General features: G+C 37.6%; 15 protein-coding genes. 11 read left to right on the top strand and 4 right to left on the bottom strand.

Annotation, left to right across the window (positions count from 1 at the left end; all coding sequences use genetic code 11):
- Positions 1 to 66: 66 nt before the first annotated feature.
- The gene (locus tag I6E70_RS10540; protein ID WP_002958218.1) at positions 67 to 720 is read left to right on the top strand and encodes an OmpW/AlkL family protein; all 654 of its coding nucleotides are present in this window, start codon (positions 67 to 69) and stop codon (positions 718 to 720) included.
- Positions 721 to 800: 80 nt separating this feature from the next.
- Here the strand turns inward: I6E70_RS10540 and I6E70_RS10545 are convergent, their stop codons facing one another.
- Positions 801 to 1,334 (bottom strand): thioesterase family protein, encoded by a 534-nt coding sequence (locus I6E70_RS10545; protein ID WP_002958217.1) that lies wholly within the window; start codon positions 1,332 to 1,334, stop codon positions 801 to 803.
- 105 nt (positions 1,335 to 1,439) lie between these two features.
- Here I6E70_RS10545 and I6E70_RS10550 point away from each other — a divergent pair, with 105 nt between their 5' ends.
- Entirely contained in the window at positions 1,440 to 1,934 is a 495-nt protein-coding gene (locus I6E70_RS10550; protein WP_197188662.1) for a hypothetical protein, read from the top strand.
- 28 nt (positions 1,935 to 1,962) lie between these two features.
- Here the strand turns inward: I6E70_RS10550 and tyrR are convergent, their stop codons facing one another.
- The 3 genes from tyrR to bcsE form a co-directional block, all read right to left on the bottom strand.
- Positions 1,963 to 3,519, bottom strand: coding sequence for a transcriptional regulator TyrR (tyrR, locus tag I6E70_RS10555; RefSeq protein WP_007581355.1), 1,557 nt, complete (start codon positions 3,517 to 3,519; stop codon positions 1,963 to 1,965).
- A gap of 193 nt (positions 3,520 to 3,712) precedes the next feature.
- Positions 3,713 to 5,293: a cellulose biosynthesis protein BcsG gene (bcsG, locus tag I6E70_RS10560; RefSeq protein WP_197188663.1), complete on the bottom strand. Its 1,581-nt coding sequence runs from the start codon at positions 5,291 to 5,293 to the stop codon at positions 3,713 to 3,715.
- 169 nt (positions 5,294 to 5,462) lie between these two features.
- Positions 5,463 to 7,085 carry a cellulose biosynthesis protein BcsE gene (bcsE, locus tag I6E70_RS10565; protein ID WP_197188664.1) on the bottom strand — a complete coding sequence of 541 codons (1,623 nt, stop codon included), beginning with the start codon at positions 7,083 to 7,085 and terminating at the stop codon, positions 5,463 to 5,465.
- A gap of 114 nt (positions 7,086 to 7,199) precedes the next feature.
- On the opposite strand from bcsE, the gene bcsR reads away from it, so the two are divergent.
- The 9 genes from bcsR to hppD all read left to right on the top strand — a co-directional run bounded on the left by bcsR (position 7,200) and on the right by hppD (position 23,954).
- The gene (gene bcsR, locus I6E70_RS10570; protein ID WP_007581346.1) at positions 7,200 to 7,388 is read left to right on the top strand and encodes a BcsR/BcsP family cellulose biosynthesis protein; all 189 of its coding nucleotides are present in this window, start codon (positions 7,200 to 7,202) and stop codon (positions 7,386 to 7,388) included.
- Between the two features lie 20 nt (positions 7,389 to 7,408).
- Complete coding sequence (bcsQ, locus tag I6E70_RS10575; protein WP_165721319.1) at positions 7,409 to 8,125, top strand: cellulose biosynthesis protein BcsQ; 717 nt, start codon at positions 7,409 to 7,411, stop codon at positions 8,123 to 8,125.
- A 1-nt stretch (position 8,126) separates the two neighbouring features.
- Complete coding sequence (gene bcsA, locus I6E70_RS10580; protein WP_007581342.1) at positions 8,127 to 10,796, top strand: UDP-forming cellulose synthase catalytic subunit; 2,670 nt, start codon at positions 8,127 to 8,129, stop codon at positions 10,794 to 10,796.
- Positions 10,789 to 13,035: a cellulose biosynthesis cyclic di-GMP-binding regulatory protein BcsB gene (bcsB, locus tag I6E70_RS10585; protein ID WP_197188665.1), complete on the top strand. Its 2,247-nt coding sequence runs from the start codon at positions 10,789 to 10,791 to the stop codon at positions 13,033 to 13,035. The genes bcsA and bcsB overlap by 8 nt, the downstream gene beginning before the upstream one ends.
- On the top strand, positions 13,035 to 14,165 hold the full coding sequence (gene bcsZ / locus I6E70_RS10590; protein WP_165721317.1) for a cellulose synthase complex periplasmic endoglucanase BcsZ: 1,131 nt from the start codon (positions 13,035 to 13,037) through the stop codon (positions 14,163 to 14,165). The genes bcsB and bcsZ overlap by 1 nt, the downstream gene beginning before the upstream one ends.
- Complete coding sequence (locus I6E70_RS10595) at positions 14,156 to 17,974, top strand: cellulose synthase subunit BcsC-related outer membrane protein (protein ID WP_197188666.1); 3,819 nt, start codon at positions 14,156 to 14,158, stop codon at positions 17,972 to 17,974. Before bcsZ ends, I6E70_RS10595 begins: the two co-directional genes overlap by 10 nt.
- Before the next feature lie 246 nt (positions 17,975 to 18,220).
- Complete coding sequence (locus tag I6E70_RS10600; protein WP_197173512.1) at positions 18,221 to 19,714, top strand: peptide MFS transporter; 1,494 nt, start codon at positions 18,221 to 18,223, stop codon at positions 19,712 to 19,714.
- 145 nt (positions 19,715 to 19,859) lie between these two features.
- Complete coding sequence (locus tag I6E70_RS10605; protein WP_197188667.1) at positions 19,860 to 22,604, top strand: metallophosphoesterase; 2,745 nt, start codon at positions 19,860 to 19,862, stop codon at positions 22,602 to 22,604.
- Positions 22,605 to 22,907: 303 nt separating this feature from the next.
- A complete protein-coding gene (hppD, locus tag I6E70_RS10610) occupies positions 22,908 to 23,954 on the top strand; it encodes a 4-hydroxyphenylpyruvate dioxygenase (protein ID WP_197188668.1) in 1,047 nt (348 codons plus the stop codon).
- The last annotated feature ends 74 nt before the right edge of the window (positions 23,955 to 24,028 follow it).

Genomic DNA, 24,028 nt, shown 5'->3' on the forward strand with positions numbered 1-24,028 from the left:
ACAGGTTTTCATTTTTATTGCTCGGTAATAATAGCGCCAATCAAACAGTAGTTCTTGGAGAACAACATGAAAACTCAAATTAGCATCGCATTATTAACCTCTTTATTAGCACTATCTCCAGCTGCACACGCTAACTTTAGCGTAAATGTTGGCGCTATTAACGTAAACCCTGATAATAGTAGCTCAGCAATTAATGAAGCACCTACGCTGGGCCTTAAAGGTGATTCAGATACTCAACTAGGTATCACTGTAGATTATGCATTTAACGATCAATGGGTGTTAGAACTAATAGCAGCAACACCTTTTTCACACGATGTGAATGGCGCAGGCGGCTTAGCAGGCAACAAAATTGCAGATATAAAACAGCTTCCTCCTTCTTTAGTTGCGCAATACCACTTTTTAGACACAAGTTATGCGCTAAGACCTTTTATAGGCGTAGGCATAAACTACACTGCATTTTTTGATGAGCAACCTTCTCAAGCACTTAAAGCGACGCTAGGAACAGACGATGTAGAAGTAAAATTAGATGATTCGTTTGGCTTTATGGCTCAGGTAGGTGCTAACTATAAAATTGATGCAAACTGGGGTCTACACGCCATGGTATCAATTATGGATATTGATACCGATGCCACTGTTTATGCTAATGGTGCAAAAGCACTTACATCAACTGTTGAGCTTGACCCCGTTGTTGCTATGTTCGGTGTTAGATACAGCTTTTAAAGCATATATAAAGTAGTACGTAGTTACCCAATTACAATGTGTGTTAAAAGGCCGAAAGGCCTTTTTTTCATTTGTAGAGATTAGGGCAGGTTACTTAACTTTTTCTGTTCTAGCATTTCTTTCCAGTGCATAACTTCACTTGGCAATATAGGTGTTTGGCCATCAAAACCAGCCACTTCAAGCATTTCTTCAATACTTATAATCCCTTTTTTACTTTTAAATACACCGCGTACATAAGCAATAGCATGTAAGCCTCGTTCTGAGTGAAACTTTTGCTCAATATAAAAGTATTTATGATCCCATCCAACTAACTTAGTACTTATTGTATATCGCTGCATAGGCTTAATATCACGAATATAAGTAATAGCAGTTGCGTTAACAATCGGAAACCAGCGACGCTTCATTATTTGTTTAAGCAAGCCAACGCGCTCAGTCATCCAAGTTCGAGATAAATCCATCATCGCGAGGTAACGTGAGTTTGTTAAATGTAAATTAATGTCACAATCAGTAGGTAGAGCTTTGTAATCAATATCTACCGTATCAAGTAAATTTTGATATTGCTTGTTACGTTTAATTTTAAAAAACAATAATAAAAGTCGAATATATAAGTTCACAAAAAAGGTCTTACCAGTTAAATTTATTCGAGTGTAGCATAGCCCCTTGCGAAGACGAATATTCTACTTTAATCTTAAATCATTATTACAATAAAAAGATAACTAATGAAATCAAAACTAAAAATTATCGCTTCACTGGCCCTATTAGTACCTAGCTACAATGCTTTTGCCGATTTTTCGTTACCAGGTAAAGGCTCTATTACTTACCCTACTGGTGTAGTTAAAGAATTTAAATTTGGTTTTGAATGGCAGCAAAAAGCTGAAAAATTCACTATTGGCTCTAAAAGTTACAATATGGAGCAGATCCCTAGCTCTTACTCGGTAGCTATAACGCTTTCAAAGGATGACAGCCAAATATGGGTGCAAGAATTTAATAATGGATTTATTGAAGAGTTTGAATGGCAAATTGGCGAACATAAGATCACTTTAAAAAAGCAACAATTTAGCGACCCCGTAAAAGGCGATTATGTTATTGAACTTAATGGCCGTAGCTATTTTTTCACTCGTAATAACGCCAGCATTGTAATGAACTTTAACGAAGAAGGTATCGAGACGATTGCAATTGACGGGGTAACAAAAAATATGGGCACTAAAAATTAGTCCCCATATTTTAATTTATTTAGGCCAATTACACTTTTACTGTTTTTCGGTTAATACCGTAATCACGTAACTTATTAGCTACCGCGGTGTGACTTAGGCCCAATCGCTTAGCTAACTGACGTGAGCTTGGATAAGCTGGGTAGAGTTTGCGAAGTAAAGTCGCTTCAAAACGTTTAACAGCTTGATCTAGTGAGCCTTCAAAATCAGACTCTAAATACCCTAAATCATGGGTAAAAGTTGGTAACTGTAAATGCTCTACGCGAAGCTCGCTATCATCTAGTAACGACACTGCGCGGTAAATTGCATTTTCCAGCTGACGAACATTTCCTGGCCACGGATACTCTTGTAAAAAGCTCAAACACTCTTGTGATAAAACAGGAATTGCATGACCATTTTGTTGCGCATATTTTTGAATAAAATGCTCTGCAAGTGGTCCTACATCTGCTTTTCTATCTCTTAGTGGCGCTATTTCTAAAGTAAGCACGTTTATACGGTAATATAAGTCTTCTCTAAAAACCCCTTCTTGTACCATTGCAGGTAAGTCTTTTTGAGTAGCGGCAACAATACGTACATTTACTTTAACTTCGTTCTCATCGCCTACTTTTCTAAACGTACCATCTTGTAAAAAACGCAGTAACTTAGTTTGTAGTTGAGTCGACATTTCGCCAACTTCATCTAAAAATACAGTTCCACCATCGGCTTGCTCTAATACACCGCGCTTTGGCGCTGCATTTTCTTCGTACCCGGCATAACCAAATAACTCAGACTCAGCAACATCATCAGGAAGTGAAGCACACGACAGTGCAATAAAAGGTTTAACAGAACGATTAGATGCGTAATGGCACGCTCTAGCTAATAACTCTTTACCTGTTCCTGTTTCACCAGTAATCAAAATAGGGGCTTCTAGTTGCGCCATTTTGCGTGCTTCGCGCACAACTCGGCGCATTGCCGTACTAAAGTTATGGATAGTAGCAAAGCTTTCTTGCCCGTAACGTCTAAATGCACTGACTTGCTGCCCTAACCGACTTTGCGATTTAATGTTAATAACCGCACCAGCAAGCACATCACCTTCACTACCTTGAGGCACTGCAATTGGCAAAATGTCTGCAATAAAATCCTCACCAGCCACTTCAACGCGAGTGGTTTGTCCGAGTACTTCTTTACCTTCTAACCAGCGTGTAAAGTTAAAGCCTTTAAGCAGGTTATTAATATTTGCACCAATCACGTCTTTTTCAATTAGCTGTAAGTCTTTACATGCTGCATCGTTACATAAACGTACCCAACCTTTGGCATCAATAGAGATAACCCCATCAGGCAATGCACGTAGTAAAGTATTTAATTCGTTGTGTTCACGCTCAGATGGTAAAAATGCAGTGGTACGCACATCATGTACACCGTCGATTAAACGTATCGATGGCATAATTTTTTGGAATTGTTCAAATTCTATTTCGGGAAAACTAACGTACATACGACAATTTATAGAATCGACTTCAATTCCTTTCAAATCAACGCTGTAGTTAACTAATATATTAAGGATTTCTTGAGCAATACCAATTCGATCAGCACAGTGAATATCTAGACGCATACATCCTCAAAGAAGGAAAAACTATATTAGCCGAATAATACGCTAAGTCGCTTTGAGAAGGTAGTTTATTGTAAACATTTTTGGACAAAATAGCTTTTAGAGCCAAAGGGTGGGATGTAATTAAACGAAGAAAAACAGCACTGATATCTATATTTAACTATACCAGTGCTGTTTATTAAATCTTATTATGAGACTACTTACCTTGTGGGTAAGCTGACCAATCACCACCATCTAATTGTATGAATGGTCTTTGGTTAACATACATCATTATTGTGCCTTCATTTTCAGCAACTTTAGGTGCTTTAGGTAGGTTTTCAAGTAAATTAGCAACACTATTATTCCCACCAAACACATCAGTTTGCAGCGTCTTACTTACCAGCTCTGAAAGCGCAAAGTAACTTGTTGAATCATCAACCACAATTTGCGAGTAGTTTTGTACGTCTGGGCCTATAAATTTAATCGCTACAGGTACAGACACAATTGCAGGACTAGGGATTTCACGTAATCCTGCAAATTGTACTTTATCACCTTTTAAGTTAGCGCCGTGTTCAGGCACTATCATTAACATAACGTTGCGACCACGCTTTTCTAATTTTTTTACAAATTGGTTAATATCAGCAAACAAGTTTTTATGTCTGATTGGGTATGTCTCTTTACTATTCACCCTTGGTTGATTCTCTAGCTGATTACCGTCATGTAAACTTGTGGTGTTGTAGTACATCGCACACGGCTTACAATCATCAGCTTGCTCTAACCAACCATCCAGCACAGCTTCATCTGAGTAAATAGGGCTATTATCAAAACCTCGAAGCGCCACTGGCATTGAATCGATATTAAATGGCGTGCTATCTAGGCCACCGTACTTATTTATTAAACCTTTAAACTCATCAAAATGTCCGTCGTGATTCATCACAACATTATTTTGATAACCTAGTTTTTCTAGGTTTTTAAACAAGTGACATTGTTCAGGTGCCTCTTTAAATAATGCCGTTTGACTAGTTTGGCCACAACTAGCGCGCAGTAGCCTTACCGCAGCTGGTCCGCTGTATGATGTAGCCGAGTTAAAGTCTGAAAACACCACATCAAAGTCTTTATACATATCAGTAACACTTACACCAATAGCATTTAAATCAGCAACAGCCATTGAGCATATGTTCAAAATAATTACATCAAACAGTTCACCATTTACTTGGCTTGGAAAGTGACTCATTAATAAGCTTTGTTGTTGATAAAAATCAGCTAATTTTTGATCAGGAGATTGTGCTGCCTGAGTGATCACTTGTGTTTGAGGATTACTTTGACTCTGTGTAACCGGCCCAGGGTTAGCCACATTGTTAACAAATTGTGATTGAGAGTTACCCCCTTGCCATCCTACAACTAACAGCCCAACGATAGTGACTGTTGTAAAGCGTATCCATTGCGATGTATACCAAAAACACACACTAATTACGAACAAAGCCAATAACATATCAATGTTAATAACACGGGTTAATAACTCAATAAAATAACCAAAACTAAAATCTTGAACGTTACCCGCTTGTTTAGTCAACCTGTTTATTGGTGGCAACCATGAGTCTTGGTAAAGTAATACCACAGCAAACACAGCACCTACTATATGTTTTGCCTTCTCTATTAATGGCTGTTTAAATTTAATTGCAAGCAACGCAGCAAAAGCCGCATTAGTTAATACGTTAAAATCAATTGCACCATAATAAAACAGAGCAAACTTAACTAAAAAATAAAGGTTCCAAACCCCTAAACCTGATAATTTCACTTCTTATCCTTTTTTACTGTATTTGGTATATAAGGCTCTAGTACTTCATGTTTAAAAGTAAGCTTATAATAATATTTTGTTATTTGAGATAAAATGTATTTGCCTAGCATACAAAGCACCGCGCCAAGCACCATTGCAAGAAACACGGTAATTAAAAGCTGATTCATACTCATAAGTTATCTCTTAATTTCATTATAAAAGGCTTAGCATCTGGGCGGCTTTTGCTAGAAAATTCAGGTGTGTTAATATTTTCAGTAACGCTGTTTGCTATATCAGGTGCAAATTTATAGCTATCATTCTCGGCAAGTTTTTTCGAGAAATCTACAACACTCTTACCTTTATAAAAACGCCTTAATTGTTTACATTCTTGTTGAATGTAAAAGTGATCAGAAATTACATTTTGCTGTACAAAAAAATCGCTTGTTTTTAATTTAAACAAATGCTTAATCGCATTATCAACGTCATTCTCTCTACAAGCATGCAAATATAAATAAACTGTATTATCTGCAATACTAAATACATCACCTTCGCGTTTAATATGAAATAAATGCAAAGGGTGTATTGGGTCGATTCGTGGCAGTAATTCAAGCTTTACTAGCACACCACTCACACCTAAATTAACGGCTGAGTCACTATGAATTTCTACTTGTTTTGTAAACTCAATGAAAGGTAAATATCCTTTCGAAAAAGTGTTTTCGGTGTATTTCAATACGTCCTCAACTGAGGGAGGTAAAGGCCTAGAAAACTGAAAACCTTGAATAGATTGAATTTGTGAGAGCAACCGAGAAGGCTCTGAAAAACTATATAGAATAAGGTTTACACCCAATGTTAAAAATAAACATTCATCTTGATGGCGAATAACACCATCAACATTTTGAATAACAAGCTTTAACCAGCGCCCACAGTTTTTTCTAAGTTCAAAACACTGCTTACCTAATAACGCTAAATCAGTGTAACGCGTTACTGCAAAAATTAAGGTGGCTGCTTCTACCTTTGGGCCTTTATTAAATAAGTCATTATTATCTTTTACACTTTTATAGTGCATTGGTAATTTAGTACCTTCGGGCACCGCACTTTGTACAAGCCAAACATCGTCTTCATCGGAAAAGTCTGAACTTTTAGGTGCTTTGCTCTCGCTTATTATTCCCTTTTGAACAACAAACTGATTATTACTTAATAATAACGGGTAATGTTCACCAGCAATAACACCCGTGCTATGGCGCCAATAATCATATTCAAGAACTCGCATTGCAGAATCATTATCAACAAAAACCAGCCCATCAAATACATTATTTAATCGTCTAACTAAAAAACGGTAGTTAGCAATATCAGGCCCAGATATTAAAAATAGTAATGTAGCTCCGGTACGACGAACAAAGTCGTTGTACTCATTCATCATCAGCTTTAAGCTTTTTTCGCCAACACTGTTTAACTGTGTTGTATTAAAATGAACAAAAATGAGCGCTTCGTTTAGACGTTTATAAGCACTTATCTCTTTTATAATACCTGAATTGATTCGCTCAATTGAATAGTGTTGTGTTTCTGGGGCCAACGAAAAAGGATGTACTCGATTATGTTCATAAGCATAATTTAACGATGCAGAAAAAGAAGAATCAAAAAATGATTCAGCCTCTTGAGAAACTATATATATATCATTAGCCAAACTTTGGTTAATTGAATGTAACGCTAATTCGATTGCAAAATTGTCTAAAGGCGCTAAAACAGCATAACTTGAAGCCGATTTTAACTCTTTTGCAGCAGGCTCTAATCCCGTTATGTTAAAGTTATGCACTTAAAATGCCCTATAAAAAATACTTTTTTACTAGTTTTAACCGTTATTCTATATATAATAGCCAAATATTGTCCACTTTTAATCAAAATAATTAAAGTAACTGTAAAGGTAAAGATGAACAACTTAACATCTAAAAACTCACAAACGTTAACATCGAGTGATATAGAAAACCTTACACTGCGTTTTGGTGGAAAGAGTGATGACTACATAGAAATAGTGAACAAGCAGCAAAATAATAATACAATTAATAAATATGCATTGCTTAAAGAGATAAACAACGAACTAAACACATACACTAGTTAAACTAAGGATAGGTAACCCCGTTGCAAAGAGTTTTCATTAAAGGTATCAAAGGCGGTTTAGGCAGTACTTCTGTAGTTGCCAATCTTGCATGCGTGCTAAAAAAGTCTGACGTTGACGTTGTTGCTATCGATTTAGATGCAAAAAGTGACTTAGGTTTACATTTTGGTTTACCGTGGAAATACACCAAAGGCTGGAGTAATGAAGTGCGCTTTGAAGATGCACTTACGCATTTTCACCAAGATAACGATGGCATTATATTTTTACCATTTGGTGATAACGACGACACTAGCACCGATAACATCACTAAAATGGTTAATAAATGCAAAAACCTAAATTATAACAACGAAGCCTGGATACTTTTTGACTGCCCTTCACATATTAACCTTTCTCACTACCCATTAGAGAAAGACGATATTGTAATTGAACTTGTTAATTGCGACGCTATTTGTCACAGCTTAATTTATAGGCGCCTGCAAAGACTTAAAAATTCAGATACCAATTGGAAACATTACTTTTTAGTTAACCGCTATAACTCTGCATCAACGCTAGAATTTGACTTATTTTCCCTATGGCAATCGACACTCCCCCTTATGGCTCCCTTTTTTATTAATAGTGACGAAGTTATTAAAGAGTCAACCGCATACAGAAATGTAGCACTTAATTGCGCGCCATATAGTGTCGCAAACGATGACTTTGAAACACTAGCTGGTTGGCTAGTTAGTAAAGCGGCCTTATAAAATGAGCATTACACTATTTTATCAGCGCCCTATTCACAGCACTTTATACTTGCTGCTGAGCATTTTATTTACTGATAAGTTAGTTCGGTACATTTTATTCAAGTTTCATAGCTACTTTAATCAACATAAAGTAAATGTAATTGAAGCTTTCTTAATGCCTTTTATTACGCTTTTAAGCTCGCTATTTATAAACATTAAACAGCATAAAATCAGCTTTGAGTTTACCCTTTATGACTACTACCCTCATTTAAGGTTGCCTTACCGAACCTATATTTACTCAAATATATTACGCTTTATTATTCAAAGTGTTTTTTTAGTGTTTTTTAAAAACCAGCTTAAATCTAGTTCAGTAAAAGAAGATGCAGTTAATTATTTCTATGATGGCGTTAGCTACCTTTTAAGGCAATTACGTTGGTTTGATTTAAAGTTAGGTAAATTATTAAAACGCCTACTATCAAAAAACAAAAAAGGCCCTAAAAAAAGTGCATTTAAAGCCATGGCTGATGCACGTGTATGGCAAAATAAATTAGTTAAATACGTCATCCTCGCGTTTATTTTATTTTTATTAGCAATATTCATTACAATTCCTTTTAGCTTGGAAGCTCAAGCCGTATTTATAAGCTTTATTTTATTAGTTGCGTATGCACTTAAACGAGTAAAAGGCCAAATGGCAACCATTGTCATGATCACCTTGTCAGTAACTACCTCTTCTCGTTACTTATGGTGGCGTTACACTGAGACTTTAAACTGGGATGATCCGCTTGCACTTGCACTAGGTGGCGGCTTACTACTTGCTGAAACATATGCATGGCTTGTACTGATTTTAGGTTTTTTTCAAACAGTTAATCCGCTTGAGCGAAAACCAGTGCCTTTACCTAAAGACACTGACCTATGGCCAACTGTTGATGTATATATTCCAACTTATAACGAGCCGTTAAGCGTTGTAAGACCCACTACTCTCGCTGCTTTAAGTATCGATTGGCCTGCAGACAAGCTAAATGTTTATATATTAGATGATGGTAAGCGCTCAGAGTTTAAGGATTTTGCAGCCGAGATTGGAGTGGGTTATTTAGCGCGTTCGGATAACAATCACGCTAAAGCCGGCAATATGAATAGCGCTATGCGTTATACCGATGGCGAATATATCGCAATTTTTGATTGTGACCACGTTCCTGCTCGCTCGTTTTTACAAATGACAATGGGACAGTTTTTAAAAGACAGTAAAGTGTGTTTGGTCCAAACACCGCATCACTTTTTTTCTGCCGATCCATTTGAGCGAAATCTTAATAATCACAGTCAAATCCCTAACGAAAACATGTTGTTTTATGGACTAATTCAAGACGGTAACGACATGTGGGATGCAACCTTCTTTTGTGGTTCTTGTGCCGTATTAAAACGAGAAGCGCTTGATAATATTGGTGGTTTTGCATTTGAAACAGTAACTGAGGATGCTCACACGGCCCTTCGTATGCAGCGCGCAGGTTATAAAACTGCATATATAAACATCCCACAAGCCGCAGGCCTTGCAACCGATAGCCTGTCAGCGCATATAGGCCAACGTATTCGCTGGGCGCGTGGTATGGCACAAATATTTAGGCTTGATAATCCATTAATGGGTAAAGGTTTAAGCATTCCTCAACGATTATGCTATATAAACGCAATGTTGCATTTCCTTTCGGGTATTCCTCGTATTGTATTTTTAACAGCTCCTTTAGCGCTAATATATTTTAATGCCTACATAATTTATGCTCCTTTTATTGCTATTTTTATCTATGTGGTACCGACACTAATTCAAATAAAAGCGACTAACTCACGCATTCAAGGTAAATACCGTTACTCTTTCTGGGGTGAAGTGTATGAGTCAGTACTTGCTTGGTACATACTAAAACCAACTACCGTTGCTTTATTTAATCCTAATAAAGGTAAATTTAACGTAACCGAAAAAGGCGGTTTAAATGATGAAGAGCATTACGACTGGGGGATTTCTAAACCGTATTTAATTCTCTTACTTATTAACTTACTTGGAATAATAGTGGGTGTATTACGTCTTTTTTTAGGTGATTCAAGCCAGATTGGCGTACTTATAATAAGTATGGGTTGGGCTTTTTATAATATTATTATTTTGGGTGCTGCGGTTGCGGTTGCTGCTGAGGCTCGCCAAGTGAGGCACTCGCATCGTATAAAGGCAAACTTTCCTGCCGGCGTTCGTTTAGCAAATGGTCATACTTTAAAAGTAAAAATAACGGATTATTCAGATAACGGTGTAGGTATAGAGACTGAACACGCACATTTATGCCGCGTTAACGATAAAATCGAATTATTAATGAGTCGCGGTAACAAGCAATTTTCGTTTACAACGTATGTATGTAATACCCGTAAAAAACAAATTGGCCTTACACTTAAAGATTTATCTCTCGAAAAGCAAAGAGCTTTTATACAATGTACTTTCTCCAGAGCAGATGCTTGGCTAGATTGGCAAAATAACTTTAGACATGACCGTCCATCGTATAGCTTCAAAGAAGTGCAAAAAACCAGTTTACGGGGCTTTAGTAATTTATTGTTTCATGCCCCAAGAGCGTTACAACCTATAATTAAGTTTATGACTAATACTGTCATTTACATAAATTCATTTACTCCAAAAAAACCGATAGTGCATAATAATTATGATTAAAAAGTTACTTAATACATTTCTAACATTGTTACTTATTAGTAGCGCATATCAAGTGCTCGCTATCGAGCCTATGCACGACAAAACTATGTTTGTAAATGGCTACCCTGAGAGCGCTCAGGTTTCTAGTTTACGTCTTAGCTTTGAAAAGTTAGGGTTTAACGACTATAAACTCGACGGCGTGAATAATAATTCTCGAGTCGATTTCACAAATAGAATTGATAAATTAAGCACTAATCTAAAGCTTAACTTTTCGTACACCAACTCACCTTCATTGCTGGCTAATGTATCGCATTTAAAAGTTTATTTTAACGATAACTTAGTTACTGTTTTACCTATTAATGAGCAATTAAGTATTGTAAAAAATACGGTAAGTCATAGCCTAGACCTAAATGCTAAATACATTCAAGACTACAACCAAATTCGCTTTGAACTAGTTGGCTACTACGACTTACGATGCCAAGATTACTTTAGCCGCTCAATTTGGACTGAAATAAACAAATCAAGCCACATCACGCTTGATCAAAAACAGTTAGCAATTGATAGCCGCCTTGAATATTTACCAGAACCATTTTTTGATGCTAAAGATTACAACAAATTAAACTTACCTTTTGTATTTGCAAGCACACCTAATACACAAGCAATAGAAGCTGCAGCCACTTTATCTAGTTGGTTTGGCGCACAAGCTGACTGGCGTGGCGCTAACTTTCCAGTAGTTTTAAATAAAGCACCAGAGCAGCATAGCGTGGTGTTTATTACTAATGACTCAAAACCTGATTTTTTAAAAGATTATCCAGATGTTGAAAAGCCAACCGTCGAGCTAATTTCAAGCCCTATTCACAGATACAATAAAATGCTGTTAATTTTGGGGCGTGATGAAAAAGACTTAAAAACAGCGGTCACTGGTCTTGTATTTGGTCATAAAATTATGACTGGCCGAAGTGCAAGCATCGAAGCAATTAACAAACTCCCACTGCGTAAAGCTTATGATGCGCCGAGATGGCTAAGAAACGATCGTCCCGTGCACTTTGACGAGCTTATTGACTACCCAACTCAGTTACAAGCTGAGGGTCTTAACAACGGCCCTATAAAATTAAATGTTCGTTTTGCACCTGATTTATTTACTTGGCGTGAAAAAGGTATTCCTATTACTTTGCAATACCGTAATACGCCAGAGAGCGAAACATTAAATTCACGTTTAAACATGTTAATAAACCAAGAATTTATAAGTGGTTTTTTACTTGATAAAAAAGACACATCGTTAACTACCGCTAAAACGTTGCTGCCTTTAATTGCTAATACAGACACAACGCAAAGCGCTGAAGACTTTTCATTAGACGGTATTAATCTTGCCAGCCGAAATGAGTTAAATTTTGACTTTAGATTTGCAGTACTTAAAAAAGACGAGTGTGCCGTTGCTCCACCTGGTGGCGAGTACGGGGTAATTGATGGAAACTCTAACATTGATGTAAGTGGGTTTGATCATTACATGGCTTTACCTGATTTAAATGTATTTGCAAACAGCGGATTCCCATTTACAAAATACGCAGACTTACAACAAACTTTAGTATTGATAGATGAAGTTCCATCACCTAAAGCACTATCTGTATTGTTTAATTTAACAGGCCACTTTGGTGCTATTACAGGCTACCCCGCTCATAGAATAAGTGTTGCTCATTTAAATGAAGATGCCAACTTAGATGATAAAGACATCTTAGTAATCGCAAAACCTAATAGCATTGCTAATAACTTAGATGAAGATGCGCAAACTAATATCCTGCTTGATAATAATCAGCGCGCTATAAAACAAGCCATATACAACGGTGCTTACGATGAGCAGACAACAGATAAAGTCCAAGTAAGTATAAAAAGTAGTGGTGATATGGCCGTTATTACTGGCTTTCAATCACCGTTTGATTCAGAGCGTTCAATTGTATCGCTTAGTGCAACATCACAAAAAGCCTTTACTCTACTTGATGATGCGTTAATGAGTTCAGAAGCTCTTGCGCAAATTAAAGGCAGTGCTGCGGTCATAAATTCTCAAGGCATTAAGACAATTAAAACTGATGAACAATATTTTGTTGGTCACATTCCTGTGCATACCCTAATTTGGTTCCATTTATCGGATCACCCATTTGTACTGGCGCTATTGTCTATTTTAACACTACTGCTGATCTCATTTATTATATGGCGATTACTACAAGCATTAACATACAAGCGCTTAGCTGAAGGAGATAAGTAATGAAGTCACTCATTAATGTATTTTTTACCGTGATTGCATTATTTACCTTTAATGCCAATGCACAAATAGAGCAATGCCAACCATGGGATGCATGGCAAACGTTTAAAAGTAACTTTATAAGCCAAGATGGTCGCGTTATTGATTTGGGGAGTGAGCAAAAAGTCACAACCTCTGAAGGCCAATCTTATGCCTTATTTTTTGCTGTCGTAGCAAATGACAAAGCAATGTTTGACCTGGTCCTGGATTGGACGCAAGAACATTTATCAGAAGGTGATTTAAGCACTCGTTTACCGGCATGGCAATGGGGTGTTAACAATCAAAATGTTGGCGGAATTTTAGATTCAAATCCAGCGTCTGATTCTGACTTATGGATAGCATACAGTTTATCGCAAGCTGCTATTCTTTGGGATGACCGCCGCTACAGCATATTAGCAGCCGTACTTGCGAAGCGAATAATGCGTGAAGAAACCGCCTATATTTCGGGCCTAGGTTTATCATTACTACCCGCCCCTACTGGTTTTGAATTTGATAATGAACGTTTTAAGTTAAACCCAAGCTACTCACCGTTATTTATTTATCAGCAGTTTAAAAAGCTTTATCCACACTCGCCTTGGCATCAACTGCACGAAGGCTCAGCAAAGTTGATTTTAGATACAGCAAAGCAAGGTGTTAGCCCTGACTGGGTAATGTTTGATGCAAATAACGGTTTTTACTACGATAAAAAAACGAGCGACTTGGGCAGTTACAACGCTATTAGAGTATATTTATGGGCAAGTATGATGGCAGACAACGCACCTTATAAAAAAGAGCTATTAGCGCAATTTAACCCTTTTATAGAAACAATTAATAAACGTGGTTACGTGCCTTTAAATACTTTTGCTAAATCAGGAAAATCTGAAAAAAGAGGCCCTCTAGGCTTTAACTCAGCTCTATTACCTTTACTAGCGACTAATAACGATAATTCTACAGTAATGGCTATTCAGCAAAAACTAATGATTGATAAATCATTTACCCAGACTCGTTATTACGACAGCGTACTTAACTTGTTTGGTACAAGTGCTTTAAATAAGCGTTTTTCAATTACAGCAGATGGGACGCTACAACCGGTATGGAGCACTGAATGCCGTTAAGGTTTGCCCTCGCTTGCACATTAGCGCTTAGCTCTGGATTAAGCGCTAACACAGTCAACGATATTGATACGCAATCTGTTGATTGGTTACTAAGCCAAATAGGTATTGGTGAAGCACAGCAAAATAAAAAACTAGTTGAAGATAGCTTGCGAAAGCTAGTCGCTATTGCCCCTGCCCGTATAGAAACACAGTGCGCAATAGCGCGTTATGATTTTGCCAATGGCGAATCAGTGAAAGCCAACCAATTACTAAGTAAAATAGATAATGGACTCACTAAGCAAGCCCCTTGTGTTGAAAAACTTAAAATACTCTCTCGTATTGAGGGTAAAGATAAATCTTTAATTCATGAAGCTAGGCTACTTTCTCGAGCTGGACGTTATGAACAAGCCCGTGAAATATACAATAAAATATTTAAAAACACCTACCCTACACTTAATTACGAGCTTGAGCATTTAAGCTGGTATGGGCAAGACAGCGACCAATGGAAAAGTGTTAAAAAAGGCTATGAAAAGTTATTAAAAAGCTATTCTAATATCGCTCAAGTAGAAATACCTTATGCTCGCCATTTACTGAGGAAAAACCCAGCAAATAATAAAGCTTTAGATATTTTAAGTAATTACGGAACTAGCCCTTCTTTTATTAATGAAGTTGAGTTTATTTGGCTTGCAGCTCTTAAGAGCATGGATCTTACTCAAAATACAGTTGAGCAATACCAACGATACTTCTCTGTGTACCCATTTAGTAGTAAAGGTAAGTTACAATACGAAGATTTCCAACGAGATTTTAAAGCAAGGCAAGCATTACTTTCCGATCCTGCGTATCAGCTTTGGCTCAAAGGTGATCGTTTACTCAATAATAAAAAATTAAAAGAAGCTGAGCCCCTACTATTAAATGCTTTAAAAGGGCGGCCAACCGATAAAGAAATTATGCGCAGCTTAGGGTATTTGTATTTAGCGAAAAGCGACTACAAAAAATCTTATTACTATTTTTTTACCGCGCAAAAATATACACCTAATTTTGATGAGCGTGAAGGACTTAAAGAACTCGCAACAGTTGCGAAGTTTTGGCTGTACATGTCTGAAATGGAAGATGCTATAGAGCAATCTGATTTTAAAACAGCACAATTAAAACTAAATCTAGCTGAGCAATTAAATCATGACCAAGAAGCTTTTCTTTATAACAAAGGCCTATTATTAGTAGCTCAAGGAAATTACACACAAGCTGCTACCGCCTATCAAGCTGCCCTAAAAACCAACCCTTTATATGAAAATGCCTTACTTGGCTTATTAAATATCGCGCAACTAGATCAAAACCAAAAATCAATTCGCAACTTTTATAATTCATTAAATGCAAAGCAACGAGATTTAATCTACCCCTCATATGCACTAGCTACCAGTAATACTCTAAGAGATAAAGCAAGTCAGTATACTAATGGTGGAGAGCTAGAAAAAGCAGAAGAATTACTTAAGCAAGCTATTGAGCTTTCACCTGAGCAACCTTGGTTATATTACGATTTAGCTTTTATATACCAACAAAAAGGCCTCACTCAACAAGCACGTAATTTATTTAATAATGTATTGTGGCAATTTCCGCTAAACCCCCAAATTAGATATAGCCATGCTTTATTTTTGCGCTCTATAAATGATTATGAAGGTGCTTTAGATACACTTAAATATATTCCTTTTAAAAATCGAGATACAGATATTATTGCTTTAGAGCAGCAATTGTTGCTTAACGAGTCTCTTACGCAAAGTCAGCAATATCTTGATTTAAAAAATAAATCTGTCGCTATCTACCATTTAAGTAACTTAGAAGCGAGAGAGCTAACACCTGAAATGCAAGCTGAGCTTTCTAATAGTTGGTACAAAATTGATGAAAAACGACATGCTATTAAATTACTTTCAAGTGCCCTTTCATCTGACTCATCTTTGTCGCCTTATTGGCACCTTTTACAAGGCCAGTGGATACTAGAGCAAGGTAACCAAGTTGAAATAAAACGCTGGTTTGAGGGTTACATGTTACCCGAAAGCGCTTCTGAAAACGAAACGACTCAATATGTTCAGTTACAAAATAACTACCTAAACCAGTTTTACACTGGCAGTGATTTAATCGCTAAGCTTAACCAGCTGGATCAAAAATATAAAAATACTCCAGCAACAACTACTGCCCTTATTAATGCAAATTTAGCACTTGAACAGCGCGAAGCGGCCGTTATTTTGTATCAGCAAAAAGTACAAAATAAACAAACCATAGAGCCTCAGGCACTACTCGCTATTGCTAATGCATACATAGAACTTGGGGACGACTTTCAAGCAAAAGAAGTTACGCAAAAAGCGATTACGCAAACCACATCGCAAGAAGGTTATTTGCAACGCCTAATCATGTCATCTCTCAATGAGTTTAATTACTCAGGGGATGCACTTTACTTAGCTAAGCAACTTGTTGAAAAATCACCCAACGATCAAGAACTACGTTATTTAGGCGCTCAAGTAGCCAGCAAATTCAACGAAACCGAACAAGCACAATCTTGGTACGCGCAAACCCTATTTCCTAATCGTACATTAAATGAAAAAGAGCTTTACAGAGCGCTTTCAAAAATAGATGAAAACGATGAATGGTATGTAAACGGTGCTAAACGTGAGCTAATAAATGAGCAAAACAAAAACCAAGCATACATTGCTATTGGTGTTGACTTTAGTGGGCAAACAAGTACCGAAAGCGAAGCAACACTTGGTGCGGGCTTAGTCCCGATTGAAGCTTACTTTCCGCTTTGGCAAGGCCAAGGGTTTATTAAACTAGACCCGACTACTATTAGCGCACAAACAACGCGCTTTGATGAGCAATTTGCTGGCAGCCGCTATGGACAAGGTGCTTTATGTATTTTCACTTGTTCAATCGATGAAGTGACACCTGAGGAAAGTGGTGTAGATGTAGGTATTGGTTGGCAAAACGAAAACTGGCGTGTAGATGTAGGTACAACTCCACTTGGCTTTTTAATTGAAGATATTGTATGGGGTGTAAATTACGCAGACAGTTTTGGCGATTTTGGATACAGCCTAGAACTTGAAAAACGCCCAGTTACGAGCTCAGTACTTTCTTATGCAGGTCTTAAAGATGTAAAAACAGGTGAAGTTTGGGGTGGTGTACGCTCTACAGGCCTAACTGCTAATGTATCACACGACTTAGGCGGAAAATGGGGTTTTTGGTCAAGCGCCGACTTTACCCTATATAAAGGCAAAAATGTAAAAGACAACCAACGCTATCGTATGATGGGCGGTACTTATTACCGTGTAATTAGCAATCAAGAGCGTGAATTTACCGCAGGCGCTAGCTTATTACATTGGGCATACAAGTATAATTTAAGTGAAGAAACATGGGGCCATGGTGGTTATTACAGCCCACAAAACTATGTAGGTTTATCTGTGCCACTCACTTATGACGCGCGTTGGGGCGATGATTTTGTTTATCGATTAAAAACCGGTGTTTCGTACTCGCAAACAAAAACTCAATCTGTTGATTTCTTCCCTAATGATGGCGATTTGCAAATAGCTGCATATGATAGAGAGTCAATAACAGGTGTTGATCCTGTATTTGAAGGTGAAACAAGTTCTGGTGTTTCATATAATCTTGAAGGTAGTTTTGAGTATAGAATAACGCCGAATTGGTTCTTTGGTGGTTACTTAGCCATCGATCGTTCTGACTTTTACGAACCAAATTTTGGTCAGCTTTATATACGTTACTACTTTAATCCTGTGTACGGAACACTTGAGTTTCCAGGCACCCCTATTGTTCCTTATGCTGAGTTTTAACTTGGCATAAGGTGATACACCGCGAACACTTCCCCTAGCACTAAGGTATATGTATACTTGAGCGCAATTGTAACTAGGATAAGGGTGTGTCTCTTACCTTGTGGTGTTACTGCCATATAGCAAATCATTATCTTAGCTACAAATAATATACTGATGGTCGAGCATTTTAGTGGTTACAAATTCTAAAATAGCTAAAGCAAAAAATTATAAGGCCATCATAACAATACTTAAAGTTAGGAAGTAAATATGAGTTCAGCTCCAGATAGTGGCTGGTTTGGCCACCCTAAAGGACTTTCAACATTGTTCTTCACTGAAATGTGGGAACGAATGAGTTATTACGGTATGCGAGCTATGCTCGTATTATTCATGACAGCAAGCTTACAAGAAGAAGGTTTAGCCTTTACTGTTGCCTCAGCTGCTGCAATTTATGGTTTATACACAGGTGCGGTATACTTTTTAGGTTTACCAGGTGGCTGGCTAGCAGATAGATTGTTTGGTGGTCAAAAAGCAGTATGGTATGGCGGTATAATCATTATGATTGGTCATATTATTTTGGCTATTCCACATGATTATTCTTTCTTCATTGGCTTAATATTTGTAGCGACAGGTACTGGTTTGCTAAAACCAAATATCAGCGCAATGGTCGGCCAACTATACAGTGATGCTGATGAGCGTCGTGATGGCGGTTACGCTATTTACTACATGGGTATTAACTTAGGCTCTTTAATTGGTTACTACGTTTGTGGTTACTTTATGGAAAACGTAGGTTGGCACTGGGCGTTTGGTGCAGCAGCTGTTGGTATGGCTATTGGTTTGGTGCAATATAAGCGCTCACTTAATAACTTACCAGAGCATAGCGCTTTACCAGCAAATCCATTAGGTCCTAAAGGCACTTCTCGCGCATGGGTTGGTATTGCTGCGTTTGTAATTGCAGCGGCTGCAGTTACTACGGCTGCAATGACCGGCGCAATTGTAATCAATCCAACAGTGGTTGCAGGTTACACAGCGATTGTATTTACTATTATCTTTTTTGTTTATTTTGGTGTTATTTACTTTACAGGTAAATTAACAGATGCCGAAAAACAAAGAATGTGGGCACTATTTTTAGTCTGTATTGCTTCTGCATGTTTTTGGTCTGGCTTTGAACAAGCCGGTTCTTCATTAAACCTATTTGCCCGTGATTACACCGACCGCCTTATTGGTACTTTTGAAATCCCTACAACGTGGTTTCAATCATTAAACTCACTGTTTATTATTGCTTTATCGCCATTTTTTGCAGCGCTTTGGATTAACTTATCTAAAAGCTTAGTATCACCTAGCTATAGCGTTAAGTGTGCAATTGGTTTAATTATCATGGCATCAGGCTTTTTAGTTATGTTTATGGCGGCTCATTACGCAGCTGAAGGTTTAAAAGTAGCGCCTTACTGGCTTGTTACTACGTACTTTTTACATACAGTGGGTGAGCTTTGTTTAAGCCCTGTAGCGTTAAGTGCTGTAAGTAAGTTATCGCCTAGACGTTACACAGGTCAAATGATGGGTGTATTTGTATTAACTTACTCAATCGGTAATATTATTGCAGGTTTACTTGCTGGTAATTTCGATCCGAATAATGTTTCTGAAATTCCTAACTTATACTTACAAATTGCATTATTTAGCATTGGTGTTGGTGTTGTTTTAGTACTAATGACTTTTAAAGCTAAAGTATGGGAAAAACAAGGGTTAGAAGAGAAAGTCTCTTAATTGTTGTTTATTTTTAATATAACAACATAACCGATACATTCCTCCATAGCGTCTATGGGGGAATTTTTTATTCAACTTTGCCCCACTCTCGTTAACTGATATTATGTCCTGATTGATTATTGAATAGACTCAGGGACATCCGTAGATGCAAGCGTTAACGATATCACGTGTTATTATATTTATATTTCTTAGCTTTGTTTTAACTGCCTGCGGTGGCGGCGATGAAGTGACGGTTAATCCAAACGATCCTGTTGAGCCTGAACCTAGTAAATTAACACTATCAAGCGCTAATGGCTTAAACGTTACATTAGACGAAGGCAATTTTATATTTAATGCACCTTCCAGTGCTATTTCTAGTGATGTAGAGCTTACCTACGAGAAAACATTATTAGACGAGACGAATATTCAACAAAATATAACTTCTGATTTACATGCACTTACGCCCTCCACACTTACCCTTGAAAAACCTATTACCATTACAATAAAAATCCCTGATGACTATGCATTAGGCGGACAACTGTTTATCGCAAAGCTATCGGGCGCTAATTGGGACACTGTTACAAATTCAATCGTTTTAGATGGATTTGTTAGCGCTCAAGTAACAACACTGGGCACATATGCAATACAAATGCAGCGCAATGAAGCTTTCGCAAATATCGGCCCAACTTGCGATGCTAACGCAACAGAGCAGTCAGTAAGGTTTGTCCACGTTGCAGACTTACATGCTCGCTTTGGCTATGAAGAGCAATATTTCAGTCGTATAAAAGCCTACTACAATCAAGTAGCAAGCCAAACCCCGCACACCTTATTTACAAACGGTGGTGACGACTATGAAAAAGGCACTGTTGCTGAGCAATTATCACAAGGTACTGCAACAGAAAAAGCTATTAAAGCAATGCAGTTTGACCTACGAGTCGTTGGAAATCATGATTATGCTTGGGGCCCAGAAAAATTACTAAGTTATTCCCAAGACGAGAATGCAATCGTACTCGCTAGTAATACTCGTTATGAAGGAGAGCAACTACAAGATTTTGCAGGCGTAGGATTTGCAAAAGTACAAGTAGGGTGTATTACACTTGGTGTGTTTGGCATGACTTCTGTGCCGTGGAATGAGCTAGATGAACCAATTCAAGATGATCCGATCCCTGATTTTATTAAACAATTTAAAATGAGCTGGCAATGGCAACAAATCGCACAAAGCATAGTAAACCAATACAGTGGTGATGTAGATTACATAATTATGTTGAGCCATTTAGGTGTAGGCCTAGATACTGATATGGCAACAAACGTATCCGGTATCGACTTAGTACTTGGCGGCCATACACACGGTGGGGAAAGCTACACAACCCTTGATAACGGCGCTATTGTTTTACAACCGGACTTTTACGCTAAAGGTATTACTGACTTAACGCTTAATTTTAATTTAGCTGATAAATCATCTCCAGTTGTTGATTACAAAACGATTGAAACCGATACAATTGATGAACGCGATGAGACAACAAAACTAGCAATAGATGAGATAATGGGGCGTTATGCTCCCGATGCAGAAACTGAAATCGCTATTTCTGAAAACTATCCAACTGATGCGCAGCTAGCCGAAATCACCGCCTTAGCCGCAAAACATTCAAGCACAATTAGCGCAGCATTACTTAATCCTGAACTAGTACAAAAACGCTGGACACCCGGCACGCTTACTCAAGAAGACTTCCATAAAGCTTTTTACGTAGAAAGGCAGCCATCAAATACGTCTGGGTTTAACTCGATTTATAAAGTCACAGTATCAGGAAGCGACTTAACAGCGATGTTTGCAAGTCAACCAGATTGGTTTTTACTTAAACCTGAAGATATACAACCCACAAATAATTACGAAGTTGCACTATTTAAAGGAGCAGCTTTAAACCCTGATTTATTTTTTAATGGTGTTACATTCTCAAACGTAGAACCGATAGCCGAAGCTTGGTGGCTACTTGATAAATATGCACGTGCTAGAACAAGTCAGTGCCTACACCTTGACACTGACACCGAACTTTATTCATGCAACAACTTAGCAAATGTAACCGTATGGAATTTTGACGATCCAACAAACCCACTGACCCCGGACTTTGGTCCATCGGTTTTAAACTACTTTGACCCAGAAAATGACGGTTGGGGCCCCGAAGACACCCGCTATGAGACAACCACTGATCTTAATATTGGGGATTTAACTGATGGTCCTTCTGGTGTAATGGCGTTTTCTCGCCACGCTCCAACAGAAGGTTTACTTATTGACTTAAACACACCAGCAAATGGTGACTTTGCAAATGAAGGAATGGTGTCTGACTACACCTTAGTAATGGATTTATACTGGCCCGCAGAAGGTAAAGATATTTACCGTGCAATTATGCAAGCAAACACAACTGATTATCTTAATGATGATGCCGATATGTTTATTGACCCAAGCGGCGGCTATGGACAAGCAACTAGCGATAGCGGCTATTTTGGCAATACACAACCCGACTCTTGGCATCGTATAGCTTTTGTATTTTATACAGCACCTACCAACGGGGTGTTTGAAGTCTATATAGATGGAGAACTTGCTGGCGTAAAAGAGGATGGCGAAATCGATAGTCGCTGGGCACTCAATCAATCTGTATTGCTTTTTACAGATAACAATTACGAGACAGTACCAGGGTACTTAAACTCGCTGCTTTATGCTGGTCGTGCTATGACTCGCGGTGAAATTAAAAGTATGGGCGGCGCACAAAAAAAGTTGTCCTTTGAGCAACCAACGCGAGTGTTAAATCAAACGATTGAACGTCACTATCAAGCTGCGCCAGCGATAAAAACAAACCAATGGATTGAGCAACGTAACAAGTTCTTTGGTAGCAACTCTAAAAGTGTAAACAATTAAATACAACTAAGCTTTTTCTTGTTCATTCTAAAAGGAGGCTTCATGCAGGTGAACCCTCCTTTTTATTATTTAAAAACAACGAATTAAGAATAAAAACCACTATTCAATCCTATGGCGTATAACTTCATTTTACTTAACTGTATTACAAACACGTAACTTTATAATAACCGTCTTATAAAATTTACACATACACTACACACTAAATAGTGCCTCCCCCTTCCCCAAATCAAAAATCTGGTTGATTATCTACTGCAATATGACAACAACACATAATCGCAGTGCTTAATTGCGGGAGTAATAATAATGAGTGAAGTAAATAACTATTTAGGTTTAGTCGGTATTGAATTTACCGAATACGCAACACCTGATGCTGATTATATGGATAAAGTATTTACTGATTTTGGCTTCTCTAAGCTTAAAAAATTCAAAGGTAAAGACATTGTTTATTACAACCAAAACGATATTCATTTTTTACTGAATAACGAGCGTGAAGGTTTTTCTGCAGAATTTGCTAAAAGCCATGGTCCTGCTATTTGTTCGATGGGTTGGCGTGTTGAGAATGCGCAAAAAGCATTTGAAACTGCAGTAGAGCGTGGTGCAAAACCAGCTACTGATTCAACACATAAAAACATGCCTTACCCTGCAATTTATGGCATTGGCGACAGCCTAATTTACTTTATTGAAAATTTTGGCGACAAAGGCACTATTTACGAAAGTGATTTTGAAGATTTAGAAACGCAAAATGTTGTAGAAGATAAAGGCTTTATCCGAATCGATCATTTAACCAATAACGTTTATAAAGGCACAATGGAAAAATGGGCTAACTTTTATAAAGACGTATTTGGTTTTACAGAAGTACGCTACTTTGACATTAAAGGTCAAAAAACAGCGCTTATTTCGTATGCACTAAAATCACCTTGTGGCACCTTCTCTATTCCAATAAACGAAGGTAAAGGTAACGATAACAACCAAATTGATGAATACCTTGGTGAGTACAACGGCCCAGGCGTTCAACATTTAGCGTTTTTAACAGATGACCTAGTAAGTTCTCTTGATAAGCTTGATAAATCAACAATTGCAACGTTGGATATTATCCCAGAGTACTACGATACTATTTTTGACCGAGTACCTTGGGTAGCTGAAGATAAAGACAAAATTCGTCAGCACCAGATACTCGTAGATAGCCAAAGTGAAAATTGTTATTTATTACAAATTTTCTCTAAAAACTTATTTGGTCCAATCTTTATAGAAATGATCCAACGCGTTGATGATGGTGGCTTTGGTGAAGGTAACTTCCAAGCATTATTTGAATCAATCGAACGCGACCAAGAGCGTCGCGGCGTTTTATAAAATATTTGAGTAAATTAAAAGCAGCGAACTTCGCTGCTTTTTGTCGTTTTAATATTTAAAAAGTATGGCGCCAA

Origin of the sequence: Pseudoalteromonas sp. NGC95, assembly GCF_015864705.1 — a bacterium.
Taxonomy (GTDB): Bacteria; Pseudomonadota; Gammaproteobacteria; order Enterobacterales; family Alteromonadaceae; genus Pseudoalteromonas; species Pseudoalteromonas arctica.

Bases quoted from the DNA above. Each gene is read 5' to 3' on its own strand.
- bcsZ (WP_165721317.1), top strand. From the start codon at position 13,035: ATGAAGTCACTCATTAATGTATTTTTTACCGTGATTGCATTATTTACC.
- bcsB (WP_197188665.1), top strand. From the start codon at position 10,789: ATGATTAAAAAGTTACTTAATACATTTCTAACATTGTTACTTATTAGT.
- I6E70_RS10605 (WP_197188667.1), top strand. From the start codon at position 19,860: ATGCAAGCGTTAACGATATCACGTGTTATTATATTTATATTTCTTAGC.
- bcsA (WP_007581342.1), top strand. From the start codon at position 8,127: ATGAGCATTACACTATTTTATCAGCGCCCTATTCACAGCACTTTATAC.
- I6E70_RS10600 (WP_197173512.1), top strand. From the start codon at position 18,221: ATGAGTTCAGCTCCAGATAGTGGCTGGTTTGGCCACCCTAAAGGACTT.
- I6E70_RS10540 (WP_002958218.1), top strand. From the start codon at position 67: ATGAAAACTCAAATTAGCATCGCATTATTAACCTCTTTATTAGCACTA.
- I6E70_RS10550 (WP_197188662.1), top strand. From the start codon at position 1,440: ATGAAATCAAAACTAAAAATTATCGCTTCACTGGCCCTATTAGTACCT.
- I6E70_RS10595 (WP_197188666.1), top strand. From the start codon at position 14,156: ATGCCGTTAAGGTTTGCCCTCGCTTGCACATTAGCGCTTAGCTCTGGA.
- bcsR (WP_007581346.1), top strand. From the start codon at position 7,200: ATGAACAACTTAACATCTAAAAACTCACAAACGTTAACATCGAGTGAT.
- hppD (WP_197188668.1), top strand. From the start codon at position 22,908: ATGAGTGAAGTAAATAACTATTTAGGTTTAGTCGGTATTGAATTTACC.
- tyrR (WP_007581355.1), bottom strand. From the start codon at position 3,519: ATGCGTCTAGATATTCACTGTGCTGATCGAATTGGTATTGCTCAAGAA.